The organism is Pseudomonas sp. FG1, from assembly GCF_034313875.1.
In the GTDB taxonomy this organism is placed as follows: Bacteria; Pseudomonadota; Gammaproteobacteria; order Pseudomonadales; family Pseudomonadaceae; genus Aquipseudomonas; species Aquipseudomonas veronii.
Map to the genome: position 1 here is coordinate 3,129,605 of NZ_JAVIWP010000001.1, position 20,737 is coordinate 3,150,341.

The following is a 20,737-nucleotide window of genomic DNA, read 5'->3' on the forward strand; positions in this document are numbered from 1 at the left end:
AGGATTATCCCCATGAGCCCACTGATCAAAAGCATCCTGTCTACCCGCGCCGGCTATGGCTTGACCATTCTGCGCATTGTCGTCGGCATCATCTTCGCCGCCCACGGTTCGCAAAAACTCTTTGGCTGGTTTGGCGGCTACGGCCTGGCGGGCACCGCGCAGTGGATGGAAAGCATCGGCCTGGCGCCGGGCACCCTGATGGCCTTGTTGTCGGGCGGTACCGAGTTCTTCGCCGGCCTGGCCTTGATCATCGGCCTGCTGGCACGCCCTGCGGCCTTGGGCCTGACGATCCTGTCGCTGGTGGCGATCTTCTCGGTGCATATCCATAACGGTCTGTTCATGGCGAACAATGGTTATGAGTTCGCCCTGGCCTTGCTCGGCGGCTCCCTGGCCGTCCTGTTCGAAGGTGCCGGCAAACTGTCCGCCGACCGCGCCATCACCCACTGATCGGTCTGTAACCGCTGGAGAAGGCCCGCCATGTGCGGGCCTTTCCGTTGCGCGGGATTCTTGACACCGCCCCATCGGCTTCTCTAGGATGTTGGTTATGCGCCGATTTAAACAGCTAATTGCGGGGCGCCACTGGGACTCGATGCAGCCCGACAGAAGCCAGTTCTCATTGCAGACGCCGGCTTCGAAATACCGCTAAAGCGCTGGTTCGGTGTTGCCTCTCACCTGCCCGCAGACTTTTGAGGCAGAGACACGACACGATGAATGCACCACGCCCCCTCATACGCCTGGCTCCGATCACTGCGGAGCTGACTCAACGCAATCCGAGAATTCTCCTGGGCGGCAAGCACCAGCCGACGCTGTTGCGTTACCTGGACGGCTGGCCGCGTCGGGGCGGGCGGCCCTCGGCGTTCCTGATCCAATTTGTCGAAGATGGCGATTCCCTGGCACGCTTTGCCAGCAACAGCTTTGACCTTGCGGTGATCCAGGCGCCCAGCGCCAGTGACGCGGCTGAGGTGATCCGCCAACTGACGCGCATTGCCCGGCAAGGTTTGATCGCGCGGCGCTGAGCCCTCAATAAAACGCCGACGGCGGCACCGGCCAGCGACGACGCCGCCGCCGAAACAGCCCCCAGGCAATCAGGCACAGCAGTGCCGGCAACGGCACAGTCACCAGCAGTTTTACGTTGCGTTCCAGGCGCTGCACTGGCGCGTAAAGCGTGTTTTTCAGCGTATGCAGTTCCATCGGTAGACGCAGGCGTTCCTTGTTGAGCGCTTGCAACTGGGTACTGGTATCGACCGACTCCGTGCCCAGGGCCGTGACGTCGGGGTTAAGGCGCTGCCATTCCTTTTCCGTTCGTGCCAGGCGCCGTTCCAGCTCGGCAGCCTGATCCCGATAGGCGCGTTCGGCAGCCTCGCGCCGCTTCGCCAACAGCTTCAATGAATGGCCGGCCACCGCGCGCGGGCGAATATCCGCCAGGGCCTGCGGCGCGGCGAGGTTATCCAGTGCGTTCATGACAAATAGTTTGTTGGCATTTCGCGCGGATTCGCCGGGAGGCTCGCGCAACATATCCGTATCTGCAACCACGACCACATGGATCTGCGCCGCCTTCTGCAACCCCGGCGGCCGCCCGCCAAATCCGTCGGCAAACGCCGAATAGGCTGGCCCTTCGAGGCGGGCAGCGATCACGTGAGGCTCGCCACGCGTGGGTAACGCACTGCCCACGGCGTCTGAATCGATCAGTAACGACTGTCTGGAACTGTGCAACAGCGGCGTGAAGATGGCGCGGCTTTTATCCAGGGAGAACAGGGCGCCGCTGTTCGACACGGTCACTGTGCCCAGCTTCCAGGTGCTGACATCGCGGGTATTCATTGCTTGGCGTGGCAGGGTGAATGTGGCCGGTTGATGTTCCGACGGGGCATAGGTGGGGTCGACCAGCACTTTGTTGCTCGGCATGCTGACCCCCCAGCCGGCGAGCAACGCGTCTAGCCGGGTGGCGGAGGACGTTGTCTTTGAGCCGCCTTTGTCGAGGGGGTCGATAAACATCAGCAGTTTGCCGCCGCCCAGGACGAACTGGTCGATCGCATACAGTGTTTTTTCCGGCAGCCCGCGTGGATGTACCAGCATCAGGGTTTTAATCCGCGAGGGCACATGATCGGCGGTCGGCTCCAGCTCCAGGAGGTCGAAATGTCGGTGCAATTCCAGTACCAACGGCTCGATGGATGCGCCGGCCGGTAACCCTGATAACAGCCCGACGATCGCGGGCTCGGGGTGCAGCAACTGGGTGATCAAGTGGCTGATTTCATACTCCAGCAGCGGCTCGTTCTCCGGGTTGAACGACTCGATGCGTTGGGCGGTTTGCCCCTCCCGAGCGCCGATAAGACCGAAGAACCCCGGTTGATCGCGCAGGCCATACAGTCCTGCTTTGTAGGCATCCTCTGAAAAGGGAGTGGGATCGATAATGTGCAGATTGATCCTGCCGTTTGCTGCGTGTTCGAACGCCCTGAGTTTTTCTTCGACGCGTTTGGCATAGTGTTTCAGGATGCTTTTTTTTGCCGGTATGCTTGAATTGAAATAATAGAAGTCCAGTGGACTTTCCAGTGTGGTGAGTAAGTGCAATGCCGCGGGTGACAATGTATTGGTCTGTTGTTGGGAAAAGTCCTGGCGTAAATCAGGAAGTTTGACTACCCATACCAGGTTGAATGCGAGGAACAGCAGCAGTATGACGCTAAGTGTCATGCCGGTGCGCAATGGATATCGCATCGAGAGTGTTCCTTCTCAGCTGTTCTTGTAGTTGAGGATAACGGTCGTCGCAGCAAGAAAAGCAATGATCATGCTGATGAAATACGCGCCGTCCTGAAAGGTAAGTGTCCCGTGATCAATCAGGCCAAAACGCAGGAATGGGCTGAGAGATGTCAAACTGTCGATGATCCATATGGGGGCTTGACGCTCCAGTGCATCCAATATCGAAGACACGCCGCTGGCCAATAACAGCAGGCTCAGCGTCAATATGAAAATGGCCAGGCGCTGGCGGGTCAGTGCGCAAATAAAAACACCCACTGAGAGATAGCTTCCGCTCAATAACCAACTGGCCAGGAATTGGGATGCGATGACCCGGTTGTCCGCACTGCCCAACAAGTTGACCACCGTCACGATGGGGAATGTCAGTAATAATGCCAGGCCCGCCACGACCCAGGCGGCGAGGAACTTCCCAATAACCAGTTCGGCGGGCCGCACAGGCAGTGTTTTCATGAAATCGCCAAAGCCTGTCTCGTTCTCGTCCGCCCAAAGTTGAGTCGACAGTGCAGGGACCAGTAACAGGTACAACCACGGGTGCCATTGAAAAAAGCCCTGCAAATCGCTGCTGCTGCGCTCCAGCAGTTGGCTGGTGTGCAACCCCAGCAAGGTCGACAGCAACAGGAACAGCGCAACGCTCAGGTAGGTGGCAGGTGCCGATAGATAGCTGGCAAGCTGGCGTTTGAAAACAGATGGCAGCAGGTTCAATGGGATGCCTCCTGGCTCAGGTGGTGAACGACATCGTTCAGGCGGCCTGGCTCCAGATTCAGTGAGTGTATTTCCCAGCGTCGGTTGGCAATCAATGCGCAGATGGCGGGGTAGATGGAGTGTCCCGGCATGGCGAGAACGGTTACCGTGCCCGGGCCGTGCCGGTCTTCTTCGATACCTGCCACGCCGGGCAGTACGGCAAGCGCCAGTAAATCCAGGGCTGACTCCGCCGCCAGGGTGACCGCGCGAAAGTGCCGGGAACTGCGCTGCAGCTCGGGCATCGGGGTGTCCGCCAACAGGCGCCCGCCGCCAATGACCAGGGCGCGGGTGCAGACGCCGGCCAGTGCTTCGCAATCGCGTGAGGCAACGATGATCGTCATCTCGTCGGCCAACGACTGGATAAGCCTGCTGATCTTGCCTTGCTGATGGGGCGCCAACCCTTCGCTGGGTTCGTCCAGCAACAGCACGTCGGGGTCGTGCAGCAGGGCCTGGGCAAACGCGACTTTGCGTTTCAGACCAGGGGGAAGGGTGTTGATCGGGTAATCGAGGACTGGCCAGAGTTCGAGTCGGCTGGCCGCGTGATCCACCCGCCTGCGTCGCTCCGCGCCTTGGAATCCCCGAACGGTGGCGATGAACCTGAGCAGGTTCTTGACCGACAGAGTCGGGTGACTGACACCGAATTCTGGTTGATAGCCTATTGCCTTGCGTGCGTGATAGCCGTGTGTGTGTGTATCCAGCCCCAGAATCCGCACTTGCCCCGAGGAGGGTTGGATGGCGCCGGCGATCATTTTTAAAAGTGTCGTTTTACCTGCCCCCTCCAATCCAAATAAACCAAGGCACTCTTGGCGTTTGGCAGAAAATGAGACATCGCTGATTACACTCTTTTTGTTCAAGTATTTTGTGAGGTTGCTTATCTCGATCATTATGCTTTTCTGTTCGGTTGATGAGGCAAGAAGAATGAAGAGGCAAGCGCCTTTGTTGAGTGATATAGGGCTCGGGTTTAAAAATGGTACGTTCAATGTACAGTGCTTGGAAACGCTGAAGTATCTTAATAAGAGAAGTCCTACGTTCAGTCTGTTACCTCGCTGAAACAATCGTTGAGTGATAAATGCATGTTGATGGTCGGATGTTTATCTGATGTTTATATACGCTTTGCTTGTTGTCATGAGGCCTGATTACTATGATGCTTCTACGTACCCTAGTTCTTGAACACTCTGGTGAGGATGCGCCGGTCAACGGTGCTCTGCTCTGTGGTTTTGCTGTTCCCCAGATCGCGTCGAACTTTCTTGTGTACAGCCTGGATGAAGAAATAGAGCCGGGTAGTTCCCGGGTATATGTCGCAGCATTGCGTAGGAAAGTTGAACGCTACTTCTTGGGTGGGGTGGATACCCAAGAGGATCTGCAAGTTGCGATGCGGGTGTTTAAACAAATACTGACCCTGGCCGCTTCCGGTACCAAGTCGGGTAGCGTCGGCGACGGCCAGATTCCCTATCACTTTGTCGACTTGAAAGGCTGCAAGTTGCCGCCCGCCAGGCCCGAAGATCATCATTCAATGAACATCAAGAAAGCCTTGGTGATGAAGGTGATTACCTTGGGCACATCGGCCCCTGCGTCAGAGGCGATTGAAAGTCCTACGCTGATTGTCCCGTCCATTCGTTTTTCTTCCAAATTGGTCTCGGCTCCCAAAGTCACCAAGGAGCCTGAAAAGGTCTTGCCGGTGGTGATCGAGGGGCTGGCTGAACCTCAGCGGCAGGTGCCCGCGGTCGTGGCGCCAACTGCTGCGCCGGTCGTCGCGGTTGCACCCAGTGCGCCGCCGGCATCCAACGAACAGGCAGAACACAATTCACTGTTCGAAGTGGACAGCACCTTGACCAACCTCGCGCGTGTCGCCCAGGAACTGACCCAGCAAAAACTTGCAATGCAAAAGCGCGAAGAAGCGCTCGAACAGCGCCAGGTTGAACTGCAGCGAGGGCTGGCGGAGCTTGAGCAAAAACGCCAGGAACTGACCCGTCGCATGGTGCAGGAGGAGGGCGTCGTGCAGTTGCAGGCGCAGGCGTTGGAGGGGCGTGAAGCGCAGTTGGCAAATGCCGTGGCCATGCAGCAGCAAGGGCAGCGTCAAATGGATGAGCGCACCCGCGTCCTGGAAGAGCGGGCCATTCAAGTCGAGGCGCAAGAGCTGCGGGCGCGTCAGAAAGGCGAGACGTTGGCGGCGCTGCTCGTGCAGTTACCAGGGTTGCGCCAGAATGTGCATGCCATTCTCTTTGAACTCGACCAGGCGTTGGACGGCCTGGCCAGGAATGAGCTGGTTCAAGCGAGCAGCGAGCCGGGCGCAATCCAGCTGTGATGCGAGGCGTCAGAGGGTCTGGCTACTTTCCCCGGTTCATTTATCATCACCCTCTGTTCGTCGACGCCGGGGCCTGCATGCCGCGGCGTATTGGAATCAATGGACATTGCCTGGGGATGCACACGTTTGAGTACCAAGCTGATTACCAAAGAAGGTCATGAGGCGCTGAAGAAGGAGTTGGATTACCTGTGGCGCGAAAAGCGTCCGGACACCACGCGCAAAGTGACTTGGGCCGCTTCCCTGGGGGATCGCAGCGAGAACGCGGACTACCAGTACAACAAGAAGCTGCTGCGTGAGATTGACCGACGGGTGCGCTACCTGCGCAAGCGTCTGGAAGACATGCGCGTGGTGGAGTACATGCCCGAACAGGAAGGGCGGGTATTTTTCGGTGCCTGGGTCGATATCGAAAACGAGCAGGGCGAAACCAAGCGTTTTCGCATCGTCGGCTATGACGAGATCTACGAGCGCATGGACTACATATCCATCGACTCGCCGATGGCGCGGGCGCTGCTGCGCAAGCAAGTCGACGATGAGGCCATCGTGCAGACGCCGAACGGCGAGGTGTGCTGGTGGATCACCGCTATCGAGTATGTGAAATAGACAATGGTGGCCCGCGGTCTGTGACGCGCGGGCCATTGTCGTCTCAGCCTTCGCGCAATACCGCCAATGGCGTGGCATTCAGCGCGCGGCGCGTCCCGAACACCCCGGCAGCGCCGATCAGCACGCCACCGATCACCGGCAGCAACAACAACCACGGGTGTGGGTGCCAGGCCAGGTCGAAGGCATAGCGGTACAGCACCCAGGTCACCAGCTCGGTGCCCAGCGCCGCGAGCAAACCGCTGACGGCGCCGAGCAGGCCGAACTCGATGCGTCGGGCCTTCACCAGCAGCTTGCGCTCGGCGCCCAGCGCACGCAGCAGCGCACCTTGGCGAATGCGCTCGTCCAGGGTGGCCTGCAGGCCGGAGAACAGCACCGCCATCCCTGCCGCCAGCACGAACAGCAGCACATACTCCACGGCCAGCGTTACTTGGGCGAGGATGCTGCGCAGCTGTTCCAGCAGGGCCTCGACCTGCAGGATCGTGACCGCCGGGAAGGCCCGGGACAGGTCGACGATCTGCCGGTCATGGCCGGGGGCCAGATAGAAGCTGGTCAGGTAGGTGGCCGGCAGGTCTTTCAAGGTGCCAGGCTGGAAAATCATGAAGAAGTTGGGCTGGAAGTTATCCCAATTGATGGTGCGCAGGCTGGTGACCCGCGCTTCACGGGTTTCGCCCGCCACGGTGAACACCAGGTGGTCGTCGAGCTTGAGTTTCAGGCTTTCGGCAACCTTGGCTTCCACCGACACGCCCGGTATTTCATCGCCCGGTTGCTGTGACCACCAGGTACCCGCGGTCAGGGCATTGCCCGGCGGCAGGTCGGCGGCCCAGGTCAGGCTCAGGTCGCGCTGGATTGCGCGGTCGCCGCTGGAGTCCTTGCTGACGATCGCCTGCACGGGCTCGCCGTTGACGCTGATCAGCCGGCCGGGCACCACCGGATACAGCGGCGCCGATTGTGCCTGCAGTTCGAGCAGGCGAGCGCCAAAGGCGTCTTTGTCGGCGGGCAGGATGTTCAGCGCGAAGTAGTTGGGGGCGTCCTTGGGCAGCTGGTTTTGCCAGGTGTCGAGCAATTCGCCGCGCAGCAGGGCGATCAAGCCCATGGACAGCAGGATCAAGCCGAACGCCAGCGACTGGCCTGCCGCCGCCAACGGATAACGCAGCAACTGGCCCAGGCCCAGGCGCCACGGCAGGGACGCCCGGGCCAGCAGGCGGCGCAGGCTCTGCAACAGCAGCAGGAGCAGGCCACCGAGGATCAACGCCGCAACCACGCCCCCGCCGAGCAGGGCGAAGGTCAGCACCAGGTCGAGGCTCAGGCGCCACATGATCAGGCCCAGGGCAAGCAGCGCCGCGCCGTAGACCATCCAGGTGCTGGACGGGATGGGCAGCAGGTCGCGCCGCAACACGCGCAGCGGTGGGACGCGGCCCAGTGCCGCCAACGGTGGCAGGGCGAAACCGGCGAGGGCCACCAGCCCGGTGCCGATCCCGGCAATGGCCGGCAGCAGCCCGCCGGGCGGTACGTCCGCCGGCAGCAGGTCGTGGAGGAAATAGAACAGGCCAAATTGCGCCAGCCAGCCCAGCAGGGCGCCGGCCAGGCTCGCCAACAGGCCGAGTACGCTCAGTTGCAGGCTGAACAACAGCATGGTTTCACGCCGCGATAAACCCAGGCAGCGCAACAACGCGCTGGCATCAAAACGTCGGCTGGCGAAACGGTTGGCGGACAACGCCACGGCCACACCGGCCAGCAACACCGCCACCAGGCTGGCCATGTTCAGGTAGCGCTCGGCCTTGCCCAGGGCGCCGCCGATCTGCTGGTTGCCATCCCGCGAGTCCTGCAGGCGCTGGTTGGCCGCGAGGCCCGGCTCGATCAGGTCACGATAGGTTTGCAGTGCCGTACTTGAGGGGGCTGCGCGCCACAGCTCGCGGTAACTGACGCGGCTGCCGGGCTGGACGACGCCAGTGGCGCCCAGGTCGGCCAGGTTGATCATCACCCGTGGCGTGAGGCTGTAGAAATTGCCGGCGCGGTCCGGTTCATAGGTCAGCACACGCGCCAGGCGCAGGGACTTCATGCCCACGTCGATGCTGTCACCGACTTTCAGGTCGAGTGCGGTGAGCAGCCGTGCCTCCACCCAGGCTTCGCCGGGTTTCGGGCCGCCGCCCGCGGTTTCGTCAGCGAATGGCGCGGCTGCGCTCTTCAGTTCGCCGCGCAGCGGGTATTGTTCGTTGACCGCCTTGATGCTGGACAGCTGGATGCCGTTATCGGTGGCGATAACGCTGGAAAACTCGACGACGCGTGCGTGATCCAGGCCCAGTTCGATCCCGGACCTGATTTGCTCGGGGCGCGCGGGTGAGCTGCCCTCGAGCACCAGGTCGGCGCCGAGGAACTCGGTGGCGCGCAACAGCATGGCGCCATTAAGGCGTGCGCCGAAGTAGCCGATGGCGGTGCTGGAGGCCACGGCCACCAGCAGGGCGAAGAACAACACGCGCAATTCGCCGGCGCGGGCATCGCGCAGCAATTGGCGTAGGGCAAGGCTAAACAGGCGCAACAGCGGCAAGCGTGCCATCAAGGCTCCAGGGGCGCGACCAGCAGGCCGGCTTCAAGGCGGATCAGGCGTCGGCAACGGTGCGCCAGGCGCTCGTCGTGAGTGACCAGGACCAGGGTCGTGCCGCTTTCTTTATTCAGTTCGAACAGCAGGTCGCTGATGCGCTCGCCGGTATGGCTGTCGAGGTTGCCGGTGGGTTCGTCGGCAAACAGCACGTCCGGTTCGGCGGCAAAGGCGCGGGCGATCGCCACCCGTTGCTGCTCACCCCCGGAGAGTTGGCGTGGCGAGTGGGTCAGGCGTTGGCCCAGGCCGACCCGTTCGAGCAGGTACCTGGCGCGCTCGCGGGCGTCTTTGCGGCCGTCCAGCTCCAGCGGCAGCATGACGTTTTCCAGGGCGTTGAGGCTGTCGAGCAGTTGGAATGACTGGAAGACGAAGCCCACATGCTCGGCGCGGATGCGCGCGCGCTGGTCTTCGTCGAGGCTGCTCAGGGCTTGGCCGGCGAGGATGACTTCGCCGCTGCTGGGCAGGTCGAGGCCGGCCAGCAGACCGAGGAGGGTGGACTTGCCGGAGCCGGAGGCACCGACGATAGCCAGGCTATCGCCCTTGTTCAGTTCCAGGCTCAGTTCGTGCAGGATAGTCAGTTCACCTTCCGCGCTGGGAACCACTTTGCTAAGGTTTCGCGCGATGAGAATGCTTGCGCCCATGGAGAATCCGATGCGAATGTGGTTTTTGAGTGCTGGCCTGGCCTTGATGTGCATGGCCCAGAACGCAGCGGCGGGTACAGTCCTGATCGTTGGCGATAGTATCAGTGCCGGTTTCGGACTGGATACCAGCAAAGGGTGGGTAGCCTTGTTGGGACAGCGGCTCAAACACGAAGGTTTCGACGATAAAGTGGTCAACGCGTCCATCAGCGGCGACACCAGCGCCGGAGGCCTCGCGCGGCTGCCGGCGGCGCTTGCGGAGCATAAGCCCAACCTGGTGATTATCGAGCTGGGCGGCAATGACGGCCTGCGTGGACAGCCGCCCGCGCAATTGAAACAAAATCTTGCGTCGATGATCGAGCAGTCCCAGGCGGTCGGCGCCAAGGTCCTGCTGCTGGGCATGCAGTTGCCGCCTAACTACGGTCCGAAATACACCACGGCATTTGCCGGGGTCTACGCGGCCCTGGCCAAGGAGAAGAGCGTGCCGTTGGTGCCGTTTTTCCTCGACGGCGTGGGCGGTCATCCCGAGCTGATGCAGGCCGATCAACTGCACCCGGCGGTCGGCGCCCAGGGTAAGTTGCTGGAAAATGTCTGGCCGACGCTAAAACCGCTGTTATGACGCTTTTCTACCGGCAGGCTTTCGGCTAAGGTGGCGCCCCCCCGATTTGGAGCCCTCGATGTCGCGTCCTGCCTGGTCCCTGTTTAATTACCAACTGATCGAGCCGGACGAGCAGCTGGATCTGTTCGCCTGCCAGGAAGTCCGGGTGCATCTGGTCACGCGTCAATTGGAGCTGGGCGGCACGATCGATCGCACGCTCTGCGGCACGTTGTTGCCGGCTCAGCCACGCTGGTCGGCGGTGGATCGCTCGATCTTCCAGGACCAGCGCCTGTGCCCCCTGTGCCGTGCCATCTTGGAGTCGCAAAAGCGTGGCACGCCGCCGATCTGGCCGGAGCTGCGCTTCGAGTGGTGAGGGGCGCTACGAGCTTGCAGCTTGAAGCCCGCATCGCGTATACAATCGCTTTTTACCTACACGTTGTTCTGCGAAGGATTTTCCGGATGTTGTCGCGCCTTTCCGCCGTCACCTGCTGCCTGTCTCTTGCCGCCCTGTGTGCGGCGGGTTCCGCAGCGGCCTTGCAGTTGCCCCTGCCACCCCCGGGCGAAGACATCGTCGGCCAGGTCCAAGTGATCAAGGCCAAGTACGAAGATACGTTTGCCGACCTGGGCACCACCTACGACCTGGGCTACTCGGAGATGGTCGCCGCCAACCCGGGCGTCGATGCCTGGTTGCCGGGGGCGGGCACCGAGATCGTCCTGCCGACGCGGTTCATCCTGCCGCCGGGCCCCCGCGAAGGCATCGTGATCAACCTTGCCGAATACCGGCTCTACTATTTCCCCAAGGGCCAGAACGTCGTCTACACCTTCCCGCTGGGGATTGGTCGTGAAGGCTGGGGCTCGCCGATCGCCCATACCAGCATTGTCGCGAAAACGCCGAACCCGACCTGGACGCCGCCCGCTTCGATCAAGGCCGAGCACGCCGCCAACGGCGATCCGTTGCCCAACGTGGTACCGGCCGGCCCGGACAACCCGCTGGGGCCGTTCAAGTTCACCCTGGGCACGCCGGGCTACCTGATCCACGGCTCCAACATGAAGTTCGGTATCGGCACGCGTACCAGCCACGGCTGCTTCCGCATGTTCAACAATAACGTGCTGGAAATGGCCGGCATGGTACCGGTGGGTACTCCGGTGCGTATCATCAACGATGCCTACAAGTTCGGCAGCAGTGGCGGCAAGGTCTACCTCGAAGCGCATACGCCGCTGAACGACGATGGCACGCCGTCGGTGGTCGACAAGCACACCGCGGTGATCAACGCGCTGCTCAAGCGTGAAGACCTGGCCAATCACCTGCGGGTGAACTGGGATCAGGTGCGCGACGTGGTCGCGGCGGAAGATGGCCTGCCGACTGAAATCGGTGTGCCGGCTGCGGCGTCGATGGTCTCGAACGCGCCGCTCGATCCGTTGCAATAAGCCGGTTCGATCAATCGCCCGCCACGGCCTTGGGCTGCGGCGGGCTTTTTATTGCCCGTGATCCGGGACCGAATCGCAGGCAATAAAAAGCCGGTCCAAGAATGGACCGGCTTGGTAACAACCCCGAAGGACTATTACTTGCGGCTAGCTTTTTCAAGCATGCGCAGAGCGCGCTCGTTAGCTTCGTCAGCAGTCTGTTGTGCTTTTTGAGCAGCAGCCAGAGCTTCATCAGCTTTACGGTAGGCTTCGTCTGCACGAGCCTGGGAGCGAGCTGCTGCGTCTTCAGTTGCAGTCAGACGAGCTTCGGTTTCTTTGGAGACGCTGCTGCAACCGGTAGCCAGAACTGCGGCCAGAGCCAGAGCAGAGAATTTCAGAACGTTGTTCATCGTGTTCCCCTTCAAGGACTTTCTATAAGATAGCTACTATCTCAGAGTGAGCTAATAGCCGGCGTACATACTACTCATTACTTGTAGTAAGTAAACTGACGTAGCGCAAGAAGCAAAAAAAAATTTCTGTGCTGAATCTATTTTGGCTAATCTTTTGGGAAATTGTATAAAAAGCGTTCAATTTTTAGCAGTCTGCTGAAGAATGCATGCGCCCTGAAAGGGCCGGCCCGCATGTGTCAAGCCTTGTAAGTAGATGAAAATTTATATACTGAAGCTAACACTTTTGTACAGGTTGACTTTGCCAAACCCTGTATCTTTTGCGCATGTAGAGGTGACTTTAACAGCGCCTGTTCGTCTCAAGCTTCAACTGCCGGCAATGTTCAGGCTTTCGGTCACCGATTGATCGAGGCCCTTTCTATATCCGCCAGCCCCAGGGATGACGAGTGCGTCTTGAGCAATTTCAGGATTGCCGCCTACTATTCTCTACGTGCTGGTTGTGAGCGCTCACGGTTTTCTCGTTGTCGAAACCGGCACGGGGTGGCGTAGATGTTCCTTCGCCGGAAAAACATCGGTAAGGTAGGGGTCAGAATCCAAGACCCGCGAGGAGTAGTGATGAGCGAGGCGTTGTCCATCCACCATGACCAGGCTGGTCATCAGTTCGAGACCAATGTGGACGGTCATCGTGCCTACCTGACCTATATGGACCTCGGGAAGCAGACCTTGGACATCTATCGGACCTTCGTGCCCAACGCACTGCGAGGTCGCGGTATCGCGGCTGCATTGACCGAGGAAGCCTTGAAGTTCGCCGAAGAGGCCGGCTACACGGTGATCCCGTCGTGCTCTTACGTCGAGCGCTACATGGAGCGCCACCAGCGCCATGCGGCCAAGCTGTAAGGCATGAACTGCAACATGAAAAACGCCGGGCTTAGCCCGGCGTTTTTGTGTGCGCTGATCAGGATCAGGTTCAGCTGCGCTTGCGCAGGGGCAACACGTCCTTGAGCTTGGCGTGCATGCTGCGCAGGGTGTTCTCGGTGGTTGCCCAGTCGATGCAGGCATCGGTGATCGACACGCCGTACTGCAAGTCGGCCAGGTCTTTGGGGATCGCCTGGCAGCCCCAGTTCAGGTGGCTTTCGACCATCAGGCCGATGATCGACTGGTTGCCTTCCAGGATCTGGTTGGCGACGTTTTCCATCACCAGCGGTTGCAGGGCCGGGTCCTTGTTGGAGTTGGCGTGGCTGCAATCGACCATGATGTTCGGCTTGATCTTGGCCTTGTTCAGCGCCTGTTCGCACAGGGCAACGCTGACCGAATCATAGTTGGGCTTGCCGTTGCCGCCGCGCAATACCACGTGACCGTAGGCGTTGCCTTTGGTGGTGACGATGGAGACGCCGCCTTCCTGGTTGATACCCAGGAAGCGATGAGGGCTGGAGACCGACTGCAGCGCGTTGATCGCCACGGTCAGGCCGCCGTCGGTGCCGTTCTTGAAGCCCACGGCCGAAGACAGGCCGGACGCCATTTCGCGGTGGGTTTGCGATTCGGTGGTGCGCGCGCCGATGGCCGACCAGCTGATCAGGTCCTGCAGGTACTGCGGGGAGATCGGGTCGAGGGCTTCGGTGGCGGTGGGCAGGCCCATTTCGGCCAGGTCCAGCAGCAACTTGCGACCGATGTGCAAGCCGTCCTGGATCTTGAACGAGTCGTCCAGGTACGGGTCGTTGATCAGGCCCTTCCAGCCGACGGTGGTACGCGGTTTCTCGAAATAGACGCGCATGACCAGATACAAGGTGTCGGACACTTCTTCGGCCAGCGCCTTGAGGCGCTCGGCGTATTCGTGGGCAGCCTTGAGGTCGTGGATCGAGCATGGCCCGATTACCACGAAGAGGCGGTGGTCGGTGCCGTCGAGAATGTCACGAATGACTTCGCGGCCCTTGGTGACGGTCTGCAGGGCAGCGTCGCTCAGGGGGATTTCGCGCTTGAGCTGATCGGGCGTGATCAGGGTCTCGTTGGATTCGACGTTCAGGTCGTTGATCGGTAAATCAGCCATCGTGTTACTCGTCAGGGTCACGGGTGCCGGCCGCCAGCCATCCCCGTGCGGCGGAGCACAGCATGATTTGAATGCAGGGGGGAGGAACCTTAGCGCGTAACACAGGCCCGCGACAATGGGCAAAGCCCGCTTTAATCCAGCGCCGGCGCTACAAACGCCTCATGGGAGAATTCACCGGCGTGCCGCGCCACCCACTCGCGGGCCATCGTTTCGAACTGCTCGGGCGTCGACTCGGCGTCTTCGTGCTGGCGGCAGTAGCGCTCTATCCGGCATGCTTGCTCACCCATGCGTGCGCCGAACAACGCATGTTCATCGGTAAACGAGATGCCGACGCGATAGCCGTCTTTTACCTTGCGGCACCATGCCACATAGCCCGGGTAGCGGGCCCCGGCGCCCAGGGACGGGATATGCAGGTCAACCGCTGTACCCTGGCGCCAGGCACGCGGGCAATTGCAGGCGATGCCGCCCAGGCCGATAGTGTGCAGGCGTTGGCGGGGAATGGGGGGAGAGGGACGTTGGATCAACAGGGCAGCGACATCATCAGGATGAGGTAAAAAACGACCCATGTACACGGACTCCGAGCACCGTCCAGTCGACGGCGGTGGCAGCAGTATAGTGAAGGAGCAGGCATTGACCGACCTGGATATTGACCAGCAACTGCTGGGATTACCAGGCATTTCGCTCGTGCTGTTTACCAGCGTGGGCTGTTCCGGTTGCCGTTGGGCGCATCAGCAGCTACCGGGCTGGCAGTTGCCGGTGGATCGGTTGTGCTGGGTGGATGCCGGGCACAACGGCGGCGCGGTGGAACGTTATCAGGTCTTTCATTTGCCGGCGCTGTTCGTGGTGTGCGAGGGTCAATTCTTCGGGCAGATACAGACACGTCTTACACCTTCCGAGCTTACCGACGCTATTCATCAAGCGCTTACCCGCACTCCAGAGGATTTGCCATGACCGCATTGTCGCCACGCATTGGCATTATCGGCACCGGCGCCATCGGTGGTTTCTACGGCCTGATGCTGGCGCGCGCCGGCTTCGATGTGCATTTCCTGCTGCGCAGCGAATACGCAGCGGTCAGTGAGCGTGGCCTGCGCCTCAATAGCAGCGTGCATGGCACCTTGCACCTGAACCCCGTGCAGGCCTACGCCCACGCCGCCGACATGCCGCCGTGCGACTGGCTGCTGGTGGGCACCAAATCCACGGGCAATGTCGACCTGGCCCCGACCATCGCCCAGGTCGCGGCGCCCGACGCCAAGGTGGTGTTGCTGCAAAATGGCCTCGACGTCGAAGACAGCCTGCGCGAACACTTGCCGGCGTCCCTGCATCTGCTCGGTGGTCTGTGCTATATCGGCGTACACCGTTCCGCCCCCGGCGTCGTCGAGCATCAGGCGTTGGGCCGGGTCAACCTGGGTTATCACAGCGGCACTGCCGCCAACGACGAAGCGCGCCAGAAGGCGATTGTCGAGGCAGGCGCCGCGTTGTTTCATCAGGCCGGCATCGAGTCCCAGGCCATGACCAACGTACACCTGGCGCGCTGGCACAAGCTGGTGTGGAACGTGCCTTATAATGGTCTCTCCGTGCTGTTGGGCTGTGGCACCACGGCGATGATGGCGGACGAGTCCAGCCGCGAACTGATCCAGGCGCTGATGGCCGAAGTGGTGAAGGGCGCTCACGCCTGCGGTCATGAGATTCCGGCCAGCTATGCCGAGCAGATGTTTACCATGACCGAAAGCATGGACGACTACCTGCCCAGCATGTACCACGACCATATCCATAAACGCCCGCTGGAACTGGCGGCGATCTACGCTCGCCCACTCGCCGCCGCCAAGGCCGCTGGCTGCGAGCTGCCGCGCATGCAGGCGTTGTATCAGGCCTTGAGTTTTATTGATCGGCATAACCGCTGATTGGGGGGAACCACCATGGCAAACGGATTGGGCGACAAACTGGTGCTGGCGATTTCATCGCGGGCCCTGTTCGACTTGAGCGATAGCCACAAGGTCTACCTGGCCCAAGGCGTGGAGGCCTACCGCAAATACCAGATCGAGCACGAAGAAGAAACGCTCGAGCCGGGCGATGCCTTCCCGCTGGTCAAAAAACTGCTGAGCCTCAACGCCAGCCTGGGCCGGGCCCGGGTCGAGGTGGTGCTGGTGTCGCGCAACAGTGCCGACACCGGCCTGCGCGTGTTCAATTCGATCCAGCATTACGGGTTGGATATTTCCCGCGCCGCTTTCGTAGGAGGGCGTAGTCCATATCCTTATTTGGCGGCGTTTGGTTGCCATCTGTTTCTTTCGACCCATGCTGACGATGTGCGCAGTGCGCTCGATGCCGGGTTCGCCGCGGCGACGATTCTGTCGGGCGGCGCACGCCGTGCATCGAGCGAGGAGCTGCGGATCGCATTCGATGGCGATGCGGTGTTGTTTTCCGACGAGTCGGAGCGCGTTTACCAACAGGGCGGGCTGGAAGCGTTCCAGGCCAGCGAACGCGAATCGGCGCGCCAGCCGTTGCATGGCGGCCCCTTCAAGGGCTTCCTCGCGGCGCTGAACCTGTTGCAGCGTGAGTTTCCGGACGCGGCCTGCCCGATCCGTACTGCCCTGGTCACCGCCCGATCGGCGCCGTCCCATGAGCGGGTGATCCGCACCCTGCGCGAGTGGGATATCCGCCTGGACGAGTCGTTGTTCCTCGGCGGCCTGGAGAAATCCGCGTTCCTGGAGGCGTTCGCCGCCGACGTTTTTTTCGACGACCAGGCCGGCCATTGCGAGAAAGCCAGGGAGGTGGTGGCCACCGGGCATGTGCCCCATGGCATCAGTAATGAGGTGAAGATTCAGACGCCGAGCTAAGTCAGTCGAAATCCCCGAGGCGCTGCTAAGCTCATTCAATCTCCGCCATCCTGGCAGTCCAGGAGGTTTTATGATCCGTTCGATGCTGTATGCCACGGACCTTGGTCTGTATGCGCCTTATGTGATGCAACATGCGCTGGCGCTGGCGCGAACGTTCAAGGCTGAGCTGTCGGTGATTCATGTGGTCGAACCCATCGGGCTGTTCGCCGAATCGGTGTTGCAAAGCTACCTTGATGAAAAGGCCCTGAATGAATGGCAGAGCCAGGGCCTGAGCACAGTGATGGCGACGATCGAGCAGCGGGTCCTTGAGAGTTTTCGCGAGGAGCTGGGGGACGGCGCGCAAGACTTGCAACTGATCCACTCGGTGCGGGTGATCCAGGGTGACCCGTGCGAGGTGATTCTCGACCAGTTGCGTAAACTTTCCGTGGATTTGTTGATCGTAGGCAGTCATAGCCACGCAACGGCCGCGGCCACACCCCTTGGGCGCACTGCCGCGCGGGTGTTGCAGCTGTCTCCGGTGCCGGTTTACCTGGTGCCATCGTTACAACGTCGACGCAGTGATGACGTGTGAGGGGGAGTGATAGATAAAAAGTTCTAGATTTATCCATCTAACCTTTAATATAGTTATATACCGTCGCTGATACCCGTGGCGTCTATCTGCTTTGAGGGATACATATGAAGCTTCAACAACTGCGCTACATCTGGGAAGTGGCGCACCACGATCTCAACGTTTCCGCTACCGCTCAAAGCCTGTACACCTCGCAACCGGGTATCAGCAAACAGATCCGCCTGCTCGAAGACGAGCTGGGTGTCGAAGTGTTCGCCCGCAGCGGCAAGCACCTGACACGCGTCACCCCGGCCGGTGAGCGCATCATCACCACCGCCGGCGAGATCCTGCGCAAAGTCGAAAGCATCAAGCAGATCGCCCAGGAATTCTCCAACGAGAAGAAGGGCACCCTGTCGATCGCGACCACCCACACCCAGGCACGGTATGCGTTGCCGCCGGTGATCCGCGATTTCATCAAGCAATACCCGGACGTGGCCCTGCACATGCACCAGGGGTCGCCGATGCAGATCGCTGAAATGGCCGCCGACGGCACCGTCGATTTCGCGATTGCGACTGAGGCGCTGGAGTTGTTCGGCGACCTGGTGATGATGCCGTGCTATCGCTGGAACCGTTGTGTGGTGGTGCCGCAAGGCCACCCGCTGGCCAAGCTGCCGAAGCTGACCCTGGAAGCCCTGGCGGAATACCCGATCGTGACTTATGTGTTCGGCTTTACCGGCCGCTCCAAGCTCGACGAAGCCTTCAGCCACCGCGGCCTCACGCCGAAAGTGGTGTTCACCGCCGCCGACGCCGACGTGATCAAGACTTACGTTCGCTTGGGCCTGGGCGTGGGGATCGTCGCCAAGATGGCGGTCGATACCCAGCTCGATAAAGACCTGGTCGTGCTCGACGCCAGCGAGTTGTTCGAGTCCAGCGTGACCAAGATCGGTTTCCGTCGCGGCACGTTCCTGCGTGGTTTCATGTGCGACTTCATCGAGAAATTCGCCCCGCACCTGACACGCGAAGTCATGGCCAAGGCGATCCAGTGCCACAACAAGCAGGAACTGGAAGAGTTGTTCGACGGCGTAGAACTGCCCGTCCACTGAGTGGTTTCAGCGGGCCTCGGTCACCGTAAAGTGTTGCCGGGCGCCCTCCACCAGGATTTCCACCTCATCGCCTTCGAACTTGCCCAGCAGGCTGTGGCCCAGGGGCGAGCGCGGGGTGATGACGGTGACCGGTTGCCCCACCACATCGACTTTCAAACCCGCAGCATCCGGCGCCAGGAACAACCATTGCTGGCGACCGTTTTCGTCCTCCAGGCCCACTAGCGCGCCGACTTCTATCCCCCGTTGCTCATCGTATGCACGCAGTTGCAGTTGCAGGTTCTGGCACAGCGCCAGCGACTGCTTGATTTCCTCCACCCGCTTGGCCTGCCCGGCCGCCAGGTAAGACGCTTCCAGGCCGAGGGTGTCGTATTTGTTTTCGGCGATGTTTTCTTCGTGGGTCGCGGTTTCGTAGGCGGTCTGCGCGGCGCGCTGGGCGATGTCGAGGTCGACGCTGAGTTTTTCCAGGATCAACTGGAGGACGGCGTGTTTATTCATGGTTGGGCTTGATCATTCGCAAAATTGCAGGACATTCGCCTTGCTCTTTTCATTGGGCGCGTTCTGGTCCTGTTGCAGCCAGAACTGGCATTTGGGGTTGGACAGGTTGCGCGCATTGTTGCGCGCCTGATCCAGGCTCTGCCGTTGTTCCTGCTTGCGCAGGTTCTCTTGATACTGCTCGAACAGACGGTTCGGCGGTTCCACCGCGACCGGCGCGGGCTTGCCGAGTTGCTCGACGGCCTGGGCGACCGGCGCCAGGCTCTGCGGGAACAGATAGCGCGACGCCAGCCAGGTGGTCAGCGCAATCGCGATAAACCCCAGCCACACGCCCAGGGCGATAGCGAGACAAAGCTTGAACAACGACAGCGGACGGTCAGACATGGCGGCCTCCTGGCAGGCATTTACGGCGTGGCGGCGATTGTCGCACAGCCACCGTGCAGAATAATCGCGATCAAGCCTTCTGCATCGGGGCATTTATGCGGACAATCGAGCCTTTGAGCGTGGGAGCCCGGAATGAAAGCCCGCTGGGATATTTTTTGCAGCGTCGTCGACAACTACGGCGACATTGGCGTGACCTGGCGTCTGGCCCGGCAATTGGTGGTGGAGCACGCCTGTGACGTGCGCTTGTGGGTCGATGACCTGCGGGCCTTCGAACGCATGTGTCCGGAGATTGATGTACGGCTGGAGCAGCAATGGCAAGAGGGCGTCGACGTGCGCCATTGGCCGGCGCAGTGGTCGGCCACGCCATCGGCGGATGTGGTGATCGCCGCGTTTGCCTGCCAGCTGCCGCCTGACTACATGGACGCGATGGCCGCGCGCGAGCACGCGCCGTTGTGGATGAACCTGGACTACCTGAGTGCCGAGGACTGGGTGGTGGGGTGCCATCGTCTGCCGTCGGTGAAGTTCAAGGGGGTGCAGAAGTACTTCTTCTTTCCCGGCTTCCGGCCCGGCACCGGTGGCCTGTTGCGTGAGGCGGGGTTGCTGCAACAGCGTCAGGCGTTTCAGCAGGATGCTGGCGCTCAGAAAAATTTCCTGCAAAGCCTGGGCGTATTTCCCGCAACCGGTGCGCGGCTGATGTCGCTGTTTGCCTACGAAAATGCCGCGCTTGCCGGTTGGCTGGACGTGTTGGCGACGGACGGGCGCGCCACTCATCTGCTGGTGCCGGAAGGGCGCATCCTCGGCGATGTGCAGCGCTGGCTCGGCGTGGACCGGCTGGCGGCGGGCGATACTCATCAGCGCGACGCCCTGACCGTGCAGGTGCTGCCGTTCGTGCGCCAGGAGCAATACGACCGCCTGCTGTGGTGTTGCGAGTTCAACGCCGTGCGCGGCGAAGACTCGTTCGTGCGGGCCCAATGGGCCGGGCGCCCGTTGCTGTGGCACATCTATCGCCAGGACGAAGACATCCACCTGGACAAGCTCGACGCCTTTCTGGAGTTGTACACCGCAGCCCTCTCGCCGGCGGCAAAAGCCGCAGTGGTAGCGCTTTGGCAGGCCTGGAACACCGAGGGCGATATGGCCCAGCCGTGGAAAATGCTGCTGGAACACTGGCCGGAAGTGGCTGCACATGCCGAAACATGGTGTCTGGAACAGGCCTTGCAGGCGGATCTTGCGACGGCGCTGGTACAGTTTTATGAAAGTTGGATATGATACGCCACCTTGATTTTTGTAAACCCCATC

General features: G+C 60.9%; 24 protein-coding genes. 14 read left to right on the plus strand and 10 right to left on the minus strand.

Annotated elements, in window-relative coordinates:
- Window positions 1–12 precede the first annotated feature (12 nt).
- Both RGV59_RS14475 and RGV59_RS14480 read left to right on the plus strand, forming a co-directional pair.
- Complete coding sequence (locus RGV59_RS14475) at window positions 13–447, plus strand: DoxX family protein (RefSeq protein ID WP_017848811.1); 435 nt, start codon at window positions 13–15, stop codon at window positions 445–447.
- Between the two features lie 260 nt (window positions 448–707).
- The gene (locus RGV59_RS14480) at window positions 708–1,016 is read left to right on the plus strand and encodes a hypothetical protein (protein ID WP_017848810.1); all 309 of its coding nucleotides are present in this window, start codon (window positions 708–710) and stop codon (window positions 1,014–1,016) included.
- Between the two features lie 4 nt (window positions 1,017–1,020).
- Here the strand turns inward: RGV59_RS14480 and RGV59_RS14485 are convergent, their stop codons facing one another.
- Genes RGV59_RS14485 through RGV59_RS14495 form a run of 3 tightly spaced genes read right to left on the minus strand, consistent with a single transcriptional unit; the run spans window position 1,021 to window position 4,373 of the window.
- The gene (locus RGV59_RS14485; protein ID WP_126585896.1) at window positions 1,021–2,709 is read right to left on the minus strand and encodes a Gldg family protein; all 1,689 of its coding nucleotides are present in this window, start codon (window positions 2,707–2,709) and stop codon (window positions 1,021–1,023) included.
- A gap of 15 nt (window positions 2,710–2,724) precedes the next feature.
- Window positions 2,725–3,450 carry an ABC transporter permease gene (locus RGV59_RS14490; RefSeq protein WP_126585897.1) on the minus strand — a complete coding sequence of 242 codons (726 nt, stop codon included), beginning with the start codon at window positions 3,448–3,450 and terminating at the stop codon, window positions 2,725–2,727.
- On the minus strand, window positions 3,447–4,373 hold the full coding sequence (locus RGV59_RS14495; protein WP_126585898.1) for an ABC transporter ATP-binding protein: 927 nt from the start codon (window positions 4,371–4,373) through the stop codon (window positions 3,447–3,449). The genes RGV59_RS14490 and RGV59_RS14495 overlap by 4 nt, the downstream gene beginning before the upstream one ends.
- A gap of 257 nt (window positions 4,374–4,630) precedes the next feature.
- Here RGV59_RS14495 and RGV59_RS14500 point away from each other — a divergent pair, with 257 nt between their 5' ends.
- Window positions 4,631–5,794 carry a hypothetical protein gene (locus RGV59_RS14500; RefSeq protein ID WP_126585899.1) on the plus strand — a complete coding sequence of 388 codons (1,164 nt, stop codon included), beginning with the start codon at window positions 4,631–4,633 and terminating at the stop codon, window positions 5,792–5,794.
- A 126-nt stretch (window positions 5,795–5,920) separates the two neighbouring features.
- Window positions 5,921–6,394 (plus strand): transcription elongation factor GreB, encoded by a 474-nt coding sequence (gene greB / locus RGV59_RS14505; protein ID WP_026140354.1) that lies wholly within the window; start codon window positions 5,921–5,923, stop codon window positions 6,392–6,394.
- A gap of 43 nt (window positions 6,395–6,437) precedes the next feature.
- On the opposite strand, the gene RGV59_RS14510 is transcribed toward greB, so the two are convergent.
- Window positions 6,438–8,948, minus strand: a complete 2,511-nt coding sequence (locus RGV59_RS14510; RefSeq protein WP_046384245.1) for an ABC transporter permease — start codon at window positions 8,946–8,948, stop codon at window positions 6,438–6,440.
- Window positions 8,948–9,631, minus strand: a complete 684-nt coding sequence (locus tag RGV59_RS14515) for an ABC transporter ATP-binding protein (protein WP_017849531.1) — start codon at window positions 9,629–9,631, stop codon at window positions 8,948–8,950. The genes RGV59_RS14510 and RGV59_RS14515 overlap by 1 nt, the downstream gene beginning before the upstream one ends.
- Window positions 9,632–9,641: 10 nt before the next feature.
- Here RGV59_RS14515 and RGV59_RS14520 point away from each other — a divergent pair, with 10 nt between their 5' ends.
- The 3 genes from RGV59_RS14520 to RGV59_RS14530 all read left to right on the plus strand — a co-directional run bounded on the left by RGV59_RS14520 (window position 9,642) and on the right by RGV59_RS14530 (window position 11,654).
- Window positions 9,642–10,247, plus strand: a complete 606-nt coding sequence (locus RGV59_RS14520) for an arylesterase (RefSeq protein ID WP_026140353.1) — start codon at window positions 9,642–9,644, stop codon at window positions 10,245–10,247.
- A gap of 58 nt (window positions 10,248–10,305) precedes the next feature.
- Entirely contained in the window at window positions 10,306–10,599 is a 294-nt protein-coding gene (locus RGV59_RS14525; protein WP_017849529.1) for a hypothetical protein, read from the plus strand.
- Between the two features lie 86 nt (window positions 10,600–10,685).
- The gene (locus tag RGV59_RS14530; RefSeq protein ID WP_017849528.1) at window positions 10,686–11,654 is read left to right on the plus strand and encodes a L,D-transpeptidase family protein; all 969 of its coding nucleotides are present in this window, start codon (window positions 10,686–10,688) and stop codon (window positions 11,652–11,654) included.
- 134 nt (window positions 11,655–11,788) lie between these two features.
- Here RGV59_RS14530 and oprI read toward each other — a convergent pair whose 3' ends face one another.
- Window positions 11,789–12,040, minus strand: a complete 252-nt coding sequence (gene oprI / locus RGV59_RS14535) for an outer membrane lipoprotei OprI (RefSeq protein WP_003172710.1) — start codon at window positions 12,038–12,040, stop codon at window positions 11,789–11,791.
- Between the two features lie 612 nt (window positions 12,041–12,652).
- Between oprI and RGV59_RS14540 the strand changes: the two genes are divergently transcribed.
- Window positions 12,653–12,934, plus strand: a complete 282-nt coding sequence (locus RGV59_RS14540; protein WP_003189869.1) for a GNAT family N-acetyltransferase — start codon at window positions 12,653–12,655, stop codon at window positions 12,932–12,934.
- Between the two features lie 70 nt (window positions 12,935–13,004).
- On the opposite strand, the gene RGV59_RS14545 is transcribed toward RGV59_RS14540, so the two are convergent.
- Together RGV59_RS14545 and RGV59_RS14550 are read right to left on the minus strand one after the other, a co-directional pair.
- Complete coding sequence (locus RGV59_RS14545) at window positions 13,005–14,081, minus strand: 3-deoxy-7-phosphoheptulonate synthase (protein WP_017849526.1); 1,077 nt, start codon at window positions 14,079–14,081, stop codon at window positions 13,005–13,007.
- A 131-nt stretch (window positions 14,082–14,212) separates the two neighbouring features.
- Window positions 14,213–14,647, minus strand: coding sequence for a PilZ domain-containing protein (locus tag RGV59_RS14550; protein ID WP_046486449.1), 435 nt, complete (start codon window positions 14,645–14,647; stop codon window positions 14,213–14,215).
- On the opposite strand from RGV59_RS14550, the gene RGV59_RS14555 reads away from it, so the two are divergent.
- The 5 genes from RGV59_RS14555 to cysB all read left to right on the plus strand — a co-directional run bounded on the left by RGV59_RS14555 (window position 14,646) and on the right by cysB (window position 18,565).
- Entirely contained in the window at window positions 14,646–15,032 is a 387-nt protein-coding gene (locus RGV59_RS14555) for a hypothetical protein (RefSeq protein WP_017849524.1), read from the plus strand. The two genes, RGV59_RS14550 and RGV59_RS14555, sit on opposite strands and share 2 nt — an antisense overlap.
- The gene (locus RGV59_RS14560; RefSeq protein ID WP_126585900.1) at window positions 15,029–15,982 is read left to right on the plus strand and encodes a putative 2-dehydropantoate 2-reductase; all 954 of its coding nucleotides are present in this window, start codon (window positions 15,029–15,031) and stop codon (window positions 15,980–15,982) included. Before RGV59_RS14555 ends, RGV59_RS14560 begins: the two co-directional genes overlap by 4 nt.
- Window positions 15,983–15,997: 15 nt before the next feature.
- Window positions 15,998–16,915: a 5'-nucleotidase gene (locus RGV59_RS14565; RefSeq protein WP_017849522.1), complete on the plus strand. Its 918-nt coding sequence runs from the start codon at window positions 15,998–16,000 to the stop codon at window positions 16,913–16,915.
- Window positions 16,916–16,985: 70 nt separating this feature from the next.
- The gene (locus RGV59_RS14570) at window positions 16,986–17,486 is read left to right on the plus strand and encodes a universal stress protein (protein ID WP_046384242.1); all 501 of its coding nucleotides are present in this window, start codon (window positions 16,986–16,988) and stop codon (window positions 17,484–17,486) included.
- Window positions 17,487–17,590: 104 nt separating this feature from the next.
- Window positions 17,591–18,565, plus strand: coding sequence for an HTH-type transcriptional regulator CysB (gene cysB, locus RGV59_RS14575; protein WP_017849520.1), 975 nt, complete (start codon window positions 17,591–17,593; stop codon window positions 18,563–18,565).
- 6 nt (window positions 18,566–18,571) lie between these two features.
- Here the strand turns inward: cysB and RGV59_RS14580 are convergent, their stop codons facing one another.
- Window positions 18,572–19,060, minus strand: a complete 489-nt coding sequence (locus RGV59_RS14580; RefSeq protein WP_126585901.1) for a GreA/GreB family elongation factor — start codon at window positions 19,058–19,060, stop codon at window positions 18,572–18,574.
- Window positions 19,061–19,072: 12 nt separating this feature from the next.
- Window positions 19,073–19,441, minus strand: coding sequence for a hypothetical protein (locus RGV59_RS14585; protein WP_017849518.1), 369 nt, complete (start codon window positions 19,439–19,441; stop codon window positions 19,073–19,075).
- A gap of 132 nt (window positions 19,442–19,573) precedes the next feature.
- Here RGV59_RS14585 and earP point away from each other — a divergent pair, with 132 nt between their 5' ends.
- The gene (earP, locus tag RGV59_RS14590) at window positions 19,574–20,707 is read left to right on the plus strand and encodes an elongation factor P maturation arginine rhamnosyltransferase EarP (protein ID WP_322246979.1); all 1,134 of its coding nucleotides are present in this window, start codon (window positions 19,574–19,576) and stop codon (window positions 20,705–20,707) included.
- Window positions 20,708–20,737 lie beyond the last annotated feature (30 nt).